This window comes from Pedobacter sp. (assembly GCF_041645105.1).
Taxonomy (GTDB): domain Bacteria; phylum Bacteroidota; class Bacteroidia; order Sphingobacteriales; family Sphingobacteriaceae; genus Pedobacter.
Map to the genome: position 1 here is coordinate 384,434 of NZ_JBAZQQ010000004.1, position 12,972 is coordinate 397,405.

The following is a 12,972-nucleotide window of genomic DNA, read 5'->3' on the forward strand; positions in this document are numbered from 1 at the left end:
GTATTATTTCGCTGTTAATTTATTCTCAATCATTCTATTGTTGTATTGCTGTATAAATGCTCTAAGGTATTTATTCATTTTTTCTGTAACCGCTGGTTCCTGATCTACTATGTTATTCTTAGTAAGTCTGTCTTTTTTTAAATTATATAACGCATTGTTTATTTTACCATCACCAATCAATAGGTAATCTCCCTGGTAAAAACTGAAGAAATTATCATTGTTATTGATGGCAAAGTTATCTGGATTTTTACTAAAAGCATCAAAACCCAGTGCGAAATATGGTTTGTCGTAGTTCAGGTAATTAAGCACAGTAGGCATAATATCTATTTGTTGAACTATTTTATCTGTTTTTCCTTTCAGGTCACCACCTGGGTAGTAAAATACAATTGGAATAGAATAATAGCCTGGAGTCGTTTGATATTCTGGGAAATAAGATAAAGTCGCATGATCTGCACATAATACAAATAAGGTATTGTTATACCATGGCATTTTCGATGCTTTATTGAAGAAATTACGTAGTGCCATATCAGTATAGCCGAATATTTCCTGCACAGGAAGTGGGCCTTTTGGAAATTTACCTACATATTCTTCAGGAAGACGGAAGGGGTGATGAGAAGATAAAGAGAAGAATGCAGAGAAAAAAGGCTGCTTCAGTGTATTCATTTCATCGGCCATGTATTGCATGAAAGGATCATCCCAAATTCCCCATGTGCCATCGGTATCACCAGTTTTGCCATATTCATTTTGTCCGAAATAGTGTTTTATGCCGGCAAGGTGGGTATATGAAGAAAATCCCATTGAGCCATTTGGAGCACCATGGAAAAACGCAGTTTCATAACCTTTATCGCCCAATAATTTTGCAATACTTGTTGTTTCATTACTTGAATAAATAGACAAGATATAAGGTTCTCTATTGGAGGGAATACCTGTGATTACTGAAGGAAGTGCATCGATAGATTTTCGCCCGTTTGCATAGGTATTTGTAAAAGTAAAACTTTGACCAATTAAAGAATCCAGGAATGGAGTGTAGCCCTTATAATTTCCATTCATCAAGTCCTTGTTTAAGCTACCTACATGTTCTTTTCCTAAGCTCTCTATGATCAGGAATACAACATTCAACTTTTTAAAGGCTGCGGTATCTGCTGGCTGATGGATAGGATTGTAAATTGAATTAAGAGTTTTCTCGTCATAATAATTTACAGGTTTTAGTTTTGACGCTTTAAGTGTTCTGAAAATACAAAATGGGGTATTAAGTACCAGGCTCATTTGATCTGGAGTATCTACATATTCTCCCGCATTACTTAAGGTAATTGGTCTTGTCCCAAAACCCCATCCACCACGTACTCCGGTGATACATGCAAGGGCGATACCTAGCATTAAAACTGTTTGTAATGCGTAGTTTGTCCATTTAAAACGGCTCTCCCTTTTAACAGTTATCATGTTGTAAAGACGGATGAAAAACCAGATAGTAACAGCGTAAAGAATAAATAAGTACCAGTAATCACTTAAAAAATCAATGAATAGCTTAAATTTATTCTGTTCGTGACTAAACTGACTAAAAACAGTTGCAGTTGTACGTTTAAGTGTATATCTATAGTAAGCAAAGTCGGCAAAATTTGCCATAATACCTATGCTGTTTGTAATAATAAATAGCCATTTGCAAAAGCGTTGATATCCATCATTATATTTAAAAGGAGCGGGGATTACATGTAAAAGTATAAAAATGGCATTGATGTAAATCAGTGCAGAAGCATCAAATTTTAATCCTCCCCATAGCATGTAAAGGTATTTTGAGAAGGTTATATTCTGAAACAGATCTTGATTAAAGGCATAAAATGCAAGTCTGCATAAGGTGTATAGCTCCATTGCTATTAGGAAGCGGTAGGCTAGCGCAAAGTACAGATTTACTGCAATAGGATTCTTTCTTTTCAAATCGACTTTAGTTGAGGGCGCCAATTTAAGAATTTTGTGGCTAATGTGGCAATGCTACAAAATCTATTACTGCGCAATAGCGATAAGTTTTATGGGGTTGAATGCTAATACCAACAGTGTTTAACTGATAGGAAGTATTTAGGATCATTTTTCTGTGGCCCAGATCAGGAACGCCTTTGTCTATTAATAACATGCATACATTTGCCAATCCAGAAGAAAATCCAAATGATAAGTTTTCGCCACTGGATTTTTTCGGATACATTTTAGCAATCCTTTGGATGGCAGTACGGCCATCTTTTGAATTATGGGCAGCGTAATTATTTTTGTTCATGTCCTTGGCATGTTGCTTGGCAACCCAACTTAGTGCCTCATCCGGCCAGAATACAGGTAGAAGTTTGATGTTTTTAAGGTCTCTTTCCAAACTTCGGTAGTAGCTGTCATTTCTGCTTATTTTAAGACGGTCATAATTACTGTACTGCTTCATTTTTTGGTTGTGATCATCAATGAAGTCCTGTAAAAATGTATTGAAAAATCGCTCTCCATCCATACGAACTAAATTCATGTAGATCACTATATCTTTTTCTTCTCCTGTTAAATAAGAAGCGTTTCCGGCAGTATTTGCCATTTTTAATTCCTCTTTGGTCCACATCCCCGCATTTTGAGCTTTTAAACCCGATGTGTTGAAGAATATTAAAAGGCAGATAAAAGTTAAAGTTGATTTCATGTTTTACATTCACTAAGCCAGATCAATATAAGCGATTCGGCATGTCGATTATCTAAACGTTAAAAAGATATGGTAATTGCTTTTATTGACGAAGATCATGAGAAATAACAATCTTAAACATTTTTATTTGCCATTTTTTTATTCTAATTTGTTAAATGGAAGACAATTGCATAAAAACATCCCTACTTATGAAATATAGTTCTCTCATCATCGCTCTTATCCCCTTGTTTTTTTCGCAGGTCTTAAAAGCTCAGGGTATCAATGTGGCAGTATCTGAAAAAGCTAAAATAAATTTTTCAGGTATGATTCAGACTCAGTTTAACTATTCTCTAGACAATGATATTGATATTGCAGGTAAGCATCATACTGGTTCAGAACATTTTTCAAGGAATTCTTTTTCAGTAAAGCGTGCGCGTGTTCAGGTAAATGCAGTGATAAATGAGCGTATTAATGCTGTAATGCTCGTTAACTTTGGTGATTTTACAGGAAATCCCCAGAACAAAGTATTAGAAAATGCCTATATCAAATATAGTGTCAACGATTACGTTAATTTTCAGGTCGGACAGTTCAGGCCTCAGTTTGGTCAGGAAGATAATTATCCGGTGGACTTTGTCAGGTCGATAGATTATTCTAATCAATATTACCTTTTCGGATCAAATAGTTGGCAAAGTTTCCAGATTGGCGTCAGTTATTTTGGTGAAATTAAAAACGTCAGCATCCCTGTTAAGTACGCTATTGGAGTATATAATGGCAATAATCGTAATCAAGTTGGTGATAATGATGATGGAAAGATTGTGCCTGCCAGATTGGTCTTTGGACTTGGAAAAAATACTGAGCTTGGTGTGAGCGGAGGTGCAGGAAAAAATATGGGACAGAAAATATGGGCTTATGGCGCAGATGTAGATTATAAGAAGAGGTTAAATGAGAAATGGGATATTGAATTTGTCTCAGAGTATAAACAAGGAATTAATAGTGTAGCTTATTTTGCTCAGGAAGATCCTGTAATTCCAATTAACAGGTATGCAATGCGTGGGGTATATCTACAGCCAAATATTGGTTATAGCTTTAAAAATGTAAGGCTAAAAAAAATGGAATTTGCTTTCCGATACGAATATCTTGATGCTGATTTTAAGCAGGAGGGGAATGCTCGACAAAGTTATATTCCTATGGTCAGTGCTTCATTTGCCGAAGCTTATGCCATTAGAGTGCAGGTTGGTTATCTGATCGATAGGTATCAACGAAATATTCCTAACACAATTCAATATAATACTGATCGAATCATCTGTCAGGTACAAGCGAGATTTTAATTTGAATCTCAAATGGTAAAACTGTTTTATTAAATGCTAGAAAACATGAAGGAAATTAATTACAAAATGATTTTTGTTACGCTTGCCTTTGGTTTGTTGATTTGGTTTATTCCAGTCCCAGAAGGTGTTAAACCAGAAGCCTGGCATTTACTGGCTATTTTTTTAGCAACGATATTGGGGATTATACTTAAGGCTGCATCAATGGGAACTATGTCTATGATTGCCATAGCTCTTGTGGCATTAACTGGTGTTCTTGCCCCAGGTGACCCTGGTAAATCCATCTCATTAGCACTAAGTAGTTTTGGTGATAAGGTAATCTGGTTGATAGGAATTTCCTTTTTTATCGCCAGAGGCTTTATAAAAACAGGACTGGGTAGTCGTATTGCTTATCTCTTTATTCGTGTGTTTGGTAGAAGTTCATTGGGGTTGGGCTATGGTCTTGGTCTTGCGGATTTGGTTCTTGCTCCTGCAATTCCTAGTAATACAGCCAGGGGTGGTGGGATCATTTATCCCATCATGAAATCTATGGCTTTGAATTTTGGTTCGATTCCTGAAAAACCTGAAACGCATCGCAAGCTGGGCGCTTATTTAAGCTTAAATTGTTACAATGTAAATTTGATCACTTCATCTATGTTCCTTACAGGTACAGCTAGTAACCCTATGTGTCAGAAGTTTGCTGCGGATTTAGGGATAAACATTACCTGGATGTCCTGGATGTGGGCAGCACTTGTACCAGGGCTTATTTCGTTGATCGCTGTGCCTTATATTTTGTATAAGATTTATCCGCCAGAACTTAAAAGAACACAGGGGGCAACTAAAATGGCTTCAGAGAAGTTAAAAGAGATGGGTAGTGTTACACGCAACGAGTGGTTAATGCTTATAGCTTTTTTTGTGTTGTTGTTTTTATGGATTACAGGTGATATTTTCAAAATAGACGCAACCACAACTGCATTTATTGGATTGGTGTTTTTATTGTTGTCCCAAGTGCTTAACTGGGACGATGTTAAAAGTGAAAAGGGAGCCTGGGATACAATTGTATGGTTTTCGGCGCTGGTCATGATGGGTAGTCAATTGAATCATTTAGGATTAATTCCCTGGTTTAGTGAACTAGTAAAGTCCGAAATTGGTGGGATGAGCTGGACTATGGCTTTTCCGATCATTATCCTGGTTTACTTTTATAGTCATTATATGTTTGCCAGTGCTACTGCACATGTTGCTTCCATGTATGCCGCTTTACTAGGAGTAGGAATATCTGTGGGCATTCCCCCGCTATTGCTTGCTTTATCTTTGGGTTTTTGTGGTGGTATTTATGGCACATTAACTCATTACGGTCACGGACCGGCACCAGTGTTTTTTGGAAGTACTTATGTTGAGGTCAAAGAATGGTGGTCGCGCGGATTTATATTAAGTTTAGTGTTTCTGGTAATATGGATGGGTATTGGTGGTGCCTGGTGGAAAGTAATTGGAATTTATTAAAATTATGGATAGAAAAATGCAATTATCAACTATAACCCGTAAAACGTTAATGGCGCTGACTGGGCTTTTCCTTTGTTTTTTTCTGGTGATTCACTTATTGGGGAATTTACAGCTTTTACTCCCAGCTGAACACGCCAGGGAAAGTTTTAATAGTTATTCACGTTTATTATCAGGTAATATTTTTATAAAGATCATTTCCTATGTTTTATATACTTCAATCATAGTTCATTGTATCGATGCACTGATCATTACCTTGAAAAATAAAAAAATAGCGGGAAAGTATGCTGTAGATAATCGCGCTAAAGTGAGCAAGTGGTACTCCAGAAATATGGGGATCTTGGGGACTATCATTTTAATTTTCCTTGTTTTTCACTTCAAGGATTTCTGGTACCAATATAAGTTCGGTACATTACCTATGGATGATCAGGGAAACAAAGATCTTTATAGTATCGTCATCGCTGCCTATCAGGATTGGTGGTATGTGTTATTTTATGTGCTTTCTATGTTTGCTTTAGGATACCATTTGTTGCATGGCTTTTTTAGTGCTGCTCGCTCCCTTGGGGTTTATCACCCAAAATATGTTTCCTGGATCAGGGCGTTTGGTACAGGTTATAGTTATTTTATAGCTATCGGCTTTGCTATTATACCCATTTATATTTACTTAAACAGATAGGATTATGGAACTGAATGCTAAAATACCTCCGGGGCCTTTGAAGGATAAGTGGAATTATTACAAGGATCATGCAAAGTTGGTGAATCCCGCAAACCGAAAAAAAATAAATGTAATTGTAGTCGGCACCGGTCTTGCAGGTAGCTCAATCGCTTCTTCTTTAGCTGAAATGGGTTATAATGTAAAGTCTTTTTGCTTTCAGGACTCTGCCAGGAGAGCACATTCTGTAGCAGCTCAGGGGGGCGTGAATGCAGCGAAGAATTACAAAAATGATGGAGATAGTGTTTATAGGATGTTCTACGATACCTTAAAAGGAGGAGATTTTCGATCACGAGAAGCAAATGTATATAGATTGGCTGAATGCTCTGCACAATTGATTGATCAGGCTGTTGCCCAGGGTGTGCCTTTTGGAAGAGAGTATGGTGGATATTTGAACAATCGTTCTTTTGGTGGGGTACAGGTTAGTCGTACGTTTTATGCAAGAGGACAAACCGGGCAACAATTGCTGCTAGGGGCTTACCAGGCATTAATGAGACAAGTGGCTGCTGGTAGTGTTCAGTTATTTACCCGTCATGAAATGATGGATGTAGTTGTTGTGGATGAAAAAGCAAGGGGGGTGATCGTCCGGAATTTGGATACCGGAGAAATGGAGCGTCATAGTGCTCACGCTGTTATCTTAGCTACAGGAGGATTTGGGAAGATTTATTATTTGTCTACACTTGCTATGGGCTGTAATGCTTCTGCTATTTGGCGTGCACATAAAAAGGGGGCATTAATGGCATGCCCTAGCTGGACACAGATACATCCTACTTCATTGCCTCAGTCGGGAGCTTATCAATCGAAGTTAACCTTGATGTCTGAGTCTTTACGTAATGATGGTCGTATTTGGGTGCCATTGAAAAAAGATGATACCAGAAACCCTAATGAGATACCGGAAACTGAAAGAGATTATTATTTGGAAAGGAGATATCCTGCATTTGGGAACCTTGCGCCCAGGGATATTTCTTCGCGTGCAGCAAAAGAAAGAATTGACGCAGGATATGGTATCGGAGCTCAAAAGAATGCTGTTTATCTGGATTTCTCTAAAGCTATTAAAGAGCAGGGGCAGGAGAAGATTGCACAAAAATATGGTAACCTGTTCGATATGTATCGTAAAATAACAAGTATTGATGCCTATGCTGAACCTATGATGATATCGCCGGCTGCCCATTTTTCAATGGGTGGGTTGTGGGTAGATTATGAATTGATGACTACCATCCCAGGTTTATTCGCATTGGGAGAAGCTAATTTTGCAGATCATGGAGCAAATCGACTGGGTGCAAATTCATTATTACAGGCATGTGTCGACGGTTATTTTGTAGCGCCTTATACCATTTCTAATTATCTCTCCGGAGAGATCCGTTCCGAAATTATTCCTCTAGATCACCAGGCATTTGTCGATGCTGAAATAAATGTACGTGCACATATTGGGAAGTTGCTTGCCGTGAATGGTACAAAGACAGTGGATGACTATCATAAAACGTTAGGTAAGTTACTATATGATTATTGTGGTTTATCAAGGAGTAAGGAGGGATTGACTTATGCCATTAATGAGATTCGTAATCTGCGAAATGATTTTTATGAAAATGTTAAAGTTCCTGGTGGTGACGATGAAATGAATGGAGAATTAGAGAAAGCAGGACGCATTAGTGATTATCTGGAGGTCGCGGAACTGATGTGCTTAGATGCTTTGACGCGAGAAGAATCATGTGGTGCACATTTCAGAGAAGAATATCAGACGCCAGAAGGAGAAGCACTTAGAGATGATAAAAACTTTTGTTTTGTATCGGCCTGGCAATGGCAGGGAGAAGGAAGTGAAGAAGTATTGGTTCCTGAGCCTCTGTATTTTGAGAATGTTGAATTAGCAGTAAGAAGTTATAAATAATAAATCAGCCTTATGAAGATCTATCTAAAAATATGGAGACAAAATGATTCGGGAAGCCCGGGTAAATTGGTTGATTATGAATTGGATAATGTGATTTCACACATGTCTTTCCTGGAAATGATGGACACTTTAAATGAACAATTGGTTCTTTCCGGTGATCGTCCGGTCGAGTTTGATCATGATTGCAGAGAAGGGATTTGTGGACAGTGTGGTATGATGATCAATGGAAGGGCACATGGCCCAATTGCGCATACAACTACTTGTCAGCTTCATATGCGTGAATTTAAAGATGGAGATACCATTTATGTTGAACCTTTTAGAGCCCAAGCTTTTCCTGTAAAACGAGATCTTAAAGTAGACCGTTCTGCTTTCGACAGGATTATCATGGCTGGTGGTTTTGTTTCTGTTAACACAGGACAGGCACCAGAAGCAAATAGCATTCCTATTACTTCTGAAACAGTAGAATCAGCATTTGATTCAGCGGCTTGTATAGGTTGTGGGGCCTGCGTTGCAACCTGTAAAAATTCGAGTGCTGCATTGTTTACATCTGCTAAAATTTCTCATTTGGCAAAATTGCCTCAGGGTAAGATGGAATCAAGAAAGCGTGTGCTTACTATGGTTGCACGTATGGATGAAGAGCAATTTGGTCATTGTAGCAATACAGAAGCATGTGAAGTAGAATGCCCGCAAGGTATTTCGGTACTCAATATTGCCAGGATGAACTGGGAATTCTCATTGAGTAGTATATTGAAAAAATAGCAAGGTTATTCAAATAACCTTGCAAAATGGTTTTCAAGATGATTGCGCATGGCGTTCCTAAATAATTCTGGAGACCCATTTTCCAGTATATCTACCAGTCCTTTGTGAGACACAAATTTCTGTATATGCGTTTGCTTCTTTAACAAGCCACTGTTGTGTACATAGTCAAATACTGGTAAGAGCATCCTTTGAAAGGTTTTTAAAGTTTCGTTTCCTGTAATTTCATATAGTTTTCCATGGAAAACTATCTCATGATCTATGTGGAATATATAATTCTGAGCAGTGTCTGGCTCGTTTTCTACAATCTCTTTTAATTCTTTTATGTCTTCAGGAGTGATGCGCTGAAATAAGAAGTCGGCCATTCCAATCTCCAAAGCAAGTCTAATTTCAAATATCCCTTTTAATGTATCTTGATCAAGTACATGAGGGTTCATTGTTTTACTCATGATACCAAATATGTCAGGACTGGTTATTACCGATCCTTTTTTCTTTTTGGTTTCAATTAATCCCATCATTCTTAAACGCAAGATAGCTTCACGGGTAACAGTCCTGCTTACACCTAGAGTTTTGGATAGATCCAACTCTGTAGGGATAGTATCTCCTACTCTAAGTTTCTTTTCCTGAAGGAGTTTCACAAGGTTCGCTTCTACTTTGTCAACCAGAGAGCTCGTGTCTAGTGGTTGAAACGATTCGGTTATGCTTTCCATTATTATGTATTATAATATTTTTTCTGGTTAAATTGCTTTTAAGACTCAAATATAGTGGTATTGAGGATAATTCGATAAAAAAAATAAAATATTTCTTGCATATGAAGTGGAAAAGTCATTACCTTAGATTTATTATGTTATACATAATGCCAAAACCAAATCTCAATAGTATGAAACAGTTTTATTTGAAATCCTTTATTTTGCTGTGTTGTTCGCTGTTCTCTATAGGCGTATTCGCACAAAGTAAAAAAGTAACCGGTACGGTTATAGGAGAAGACGACGGACTCTCAATTCCAAGTGTTAGTGTTTCTGTAAAAGGAACCAAAGCAGGTACGCAAACTGATATGAATGGTAAGTTTAGTTTAGAGGCTACAGCAAATGATGTTTTAGTTTTTACTTACCTGGGTTACTTAACTCAAGAAATCAAAGTAGGCACAAGTACAAGTTTAAAAGTGGTGTTAAAACCAGCTGCCGCTAATCTTGATGAGGTGGTGGTAGTAGGTTATGGAACACAGAACAGACGTAATGTTACAAGTTCGATAGCTAAATTGGACAAGGATGTACTGGCTAATGCACCAAGGTCAAATGTGGGTAGTGCTTTACAAGGCACGATTGCAGGTTTACAGGTGGTAAACAAAACTGGACAGCCTGGTGCAGGGCCAACAATCACACTTAGAGGTGGTGCAAGTATTAATAGTCCCGGTACTCCATTGGTTATTGTAGATGGAGTAATCAGAGATTATAATGATATTTCTTCAGAGAATATCGAATCAATGGAAGTTTTAAAGGATGCCTCAGCGACTGCCATTTATGGTGCAAGGGCTAACAATGGAGTTATTTTAATTACCACTAAAACTGGTAAAGCTGGAATGGCTCAGATCAATTACAAATTTACCGGTGGATACAATCAACGAAGAGAGGGGTATCAATACTTAGGTGCAAGAGACTATATCTATTATACCCGTTTAGGATATCTTAATGCAAACAGGACACTTGCACAGGTTAATAGTTCCAGAGGTTTGGGTTTGTTAACTGATGCGGCCAATCTTGCTACTTTTGATATCAGATCATATGTTGCGGGAACTACGACGCTACCTACAGGTTGGGAAATTATGGATGACCCATATGGTGGTCAGATTATGTTTAAAGATCATGGTGGTGAAGTTGAAGATGTGGTATTTCGTAATACCTACACTAAAGACCACTATCTAAGCGCAATGGGTGGAAATGATAATGGAAAGTATTTTGCTTCTTTTGATGCTTATAATGAAGATGGTGTAATTGTTGGTTCTAAATACAAACGTTATACAGGTGATATCAATGGCTCATACAAAGTAAAACCAAGTGTTGAAGTGGGGGGAGGTGTTACACTTTCTACGTCATCACAGATTGGAGCTTTAGGTAGTGAGGTAAATAACCTTTATCGGAATCTTGCTATCTGGCCAACTTTTAACCCATGGTTAGATGAGGCAAAAACACTTCCAAACCCTGGTAATGGTGTAAATGATGGTAATCCATTGTATTGGTTGGGTAGACTAAATAGATCGAATGAGGTAAATAAAGTAGTCGTAAATGGTTCCTTAAAATGGGACATTATTCCAGGTTTGTATTTTAAAGGTACAGGAAATGCATATTTGCTGGATAGGCTAGATGAGTCTTTTCAAAAGTCTACACAGTTATATACTAACATATTTGCCAACCCACAAACTATTAGTAGTAGTAGCAGGGATGCAATTAATTTACGTAGAAGAGATTTTCAGACACAATTTAATGGAATCTTAAATTATAATAAAGAATTTGGGAAGCATAATCTGAATGCAATGGTAGGTGCGGAAACATTTCTTACCAAGACATTAAACGCACAAATCTATGGACAAAATGCACCAACTGATGAAATTCCAACTATTAATGCTTCAACAGTATTTCCAGCAACTATTGGTACAACTAAAGTGAATTATAGTGAGAAGTCTCAGTTTCGAATCAATTCGGTATTCAGCAGGTTGGCTTATGATTTTGATCAGAAGTACTTATTTACAGCAGTATTTAGAGCAGATGGAGTTTCTAGTTTACCTGAAGGTAATCAATGGGGGTATTTCCCTGGAGTATCTGCAGGGTGGAATGTACATAAAGAAGCATTCTTCCAAAATACTGGGTTGAAAAATTATGTTTCTACTTTAAAACCACGCGTAAGTTATGGTGTGAATGGGAACATAGCAGGTTTAGGGAGGTATGATGTGCAGGGGGTGTACACTTCTCCAGCTAATTATGATGGTTTAGGTGGATTTTTCCATGATAAATTACCTAATCAAAACCTTAGATGGGAAAAAAGTAAAACCCTCGACTTTGGTTTGGATGTGGGTTTGTTGAATGATAAAATAACTTTATTATTTGATTATTACGATCGTAGAACTTCTGATCTTTTAACTGACCTTCAGTTACCAAGTTATATCGGATATCCTCCTTTAAAAACAAATCTGGGTACTTTACAAAATAAGGGTTATGAGGTTGCTGTAAATGCAAGGGTATTAAGTACACAAGGTGGATTTACGCTAAACCTGGGTGCCAATGCAAGTTTTGTCAAAAACAAAGTTTTGCAACTTCCTTTCAATGGGAATGAAAATAATAGACAAGGTGGATTACAGGTCTATGATCCAGCATCTGGCCAGGTCATTTGGGTAGGTGGAATTCAAGAAGGCCGTGCTATAGGGGATATTTATGCTTATAAGCAAGTGTCTATCTTCAAAGATGCTGAAGAAGTAGCTCGTGTAGCGGGAAACAGAACTGATGCAATAGCTGGGATTACTGGTCCAAATTTGCCTGCAGGAGCAAACGGTCGTATCACTCCTGGTGATGTAAACTGGGAAGATTTAAATGGAGATAACATCATCGACTCAAGAGATCAGGTTTACCTGGGTAATATTATGCCGAAATGGACAGGTGGTTTTAGTGCCAATGCAGCTTATAAAGGTGTTTCATTATCTACTCGTTTCGAATTTGCAACTGGTCATACCATTTATAATGATTTAGTATCAAGAACTATGGGTAACTATCAGGGTACATTTAATTATATCGATTTAATGAAACAATCCTGGTCGCCAACCAACACAGTTACCGATGTTCCAAAAGTATACTTTGCTGATCAGGTCTTAGGTTCAAAACAAAATTACACCAGGGCAAATAATGCAAATTCTGTACTAAATAGTAACAATTCAAGGTTTTATGAAAAAGGAGATTACCTTGCGTTAAGAGAAGTGACCCTTTCTTATACATTGCCTAAATCGTTAATGACAAAAACTAAATTCCTTTCTAACACAAGGGTTTATGCTACAGGAAGCAATTTGTTTTACATAACTGGTTTTACAGGTCCAACACCAGAAGCGCCAATGGATGCTAATAATAACATTACAGGCATATATGCAGGAACTTATCCTACGCCTAGAACATTTGTATTCGGTTTGGAAGTTTCATTTTAA

At 37.6% G+C, this 12,972-nt stretch carries 9 protein-coding genes; 6 read left to right on the top strand and 3 right to left on the bottom strand.

Going from position 1 to position 12,972, the window contains the following annotated elements:
- Window positions 1-3: 3 nt before the first annotated feature.
- Window positions 4-1,932 carry an LTA synthase family protein gene (locus WC623_RS14955; protein ID WP_372852440.1) on the bottom strand — a complete coding sequence of 643 codons (1,929 nt, stop codon included), beginning with the start codon at window positions 1,930-1,932 and terminating at the stop codon, window positions 4-6.
- Window positions 1,933-1,972: 40 nt separating this feature from the next.
- Window positions 1,973-2,656, bottom strand: coding sequence for a CAP domain-containing protein (locus WC623_RS14960; protein ID WP_372852442.1), 684 nt, complete (start codon window positions 2,654-2,656; stop codon window positions 1,973-1,975).
- A 188-nt stretch (window positions 2,657-2,844) separates the two neighbouring features.
- Here WC623_RS14960 and WC623_RS14965 point away from each other — a divergent pair, with 188 nt between their 5' ends.
- From WC623_RS14965 to WC623_RS14985, 5 genes are read left to right on the top strand one after another with little or no spacing between them, the layout of a single operon-like run.
- On the top strand, window positions 2,845-3,963 hold the full coding sequence (locus WC623_RS14965; RefSeq protein ID WP_372852444.1) for a porin: 1,119 nt from the start codon (window positions 2,845-2,847) through the stop codon (window positions 3,961-3,963).
- Between the two features lie 45 nt (window positions 3,964-4,008).
- Window positions 4,009-5,439: an anion permease gene (locus WC623_RS14970; protein WP_372852446.1), complete on the top strand. Its 1,431-nt coding sequence runs from the start codon at window positions 4,009-4,011 to the stop codon at window positions 5,437-5,439.
- 4 nt (window positions 5,440-5,443) lie between these two features.
- Window positions 5,444-6,112, top strand: coding sequence for a succinate dehydrogenase cytochrome b subunit (locus tag WC623_RS14975; RefSeq protein WP_372852448.1), 669 nt, complete (start codon window positions 5,444-5,446; stop codon window positions 6,110-6,112).
- 4 nt (window positions 6,113-6,116) lie between these two features.
- The gene (locus tag WC623_RS14980; RefSeq protein ID WP_372852450.1) at window positions 6,117-8,033 is read left to right on the top strand and encodes a fumarate reductase/succinate dehydrogenase flavoprotein subunit; all 1,917 of its coding nucleotides are present in this window, start codon (window positions 6,117-6,119) and stop codon (window positions 8,031-8,033) included.
- A gap of 12 nt (window positions 8,034-8,045) precedes the next feature.
- Window positions 8,046-8,792 carry a succinate dehydrogenase/fumarate reductase iron-sulfur subunit gene (locus tag WC623_RS14985; protein ID WP_372852452.1) on the top strand — a complete coding sequence of 249 codons (747 nt, stop codon included), beginning with the start codon at window positions 8,046-8,048 and terminating at the stop codon, window positions 8,790-8,792.
- Window positions 8,793-8,797: 5 nt separating this feature from the next.
- On the opposite strand, the gene WC623_RS14990 is transcribed toward WC623_RS14985, so the two are convergent.
- Window positions 8,798-9,499 carry a FadR/GntR family transcriptional regulator gene (locus tag WC623_RS14990; protein ID WP_372852454.1) on the bottom strand — a complete coding sequence of 234 codons (702 nt, stop codon included), beginning with the start codon at window positions 9,497-9,499 and terminating at the stop codon, window positions 8,798-8,800.
- Window positions 9,500-9,669: 170 nt separating this feature from the next.
- On the opposite strand from WC623_RS14990, the gene WC623_RS14995 reads away from it, so the two are divergent.
- The gene (locus WC623_RS14995) at window positions 9,670-12,972 is read left to right on the top strand and encodes a SusC/RagA family TonB-linked outer membrane protein (protein WP_372852456.1); all 3,303 of its coding nucleotides are present in this window, start codon (window positions 9,670-9,672) and stop codon (window positions 12,970-12,972) included.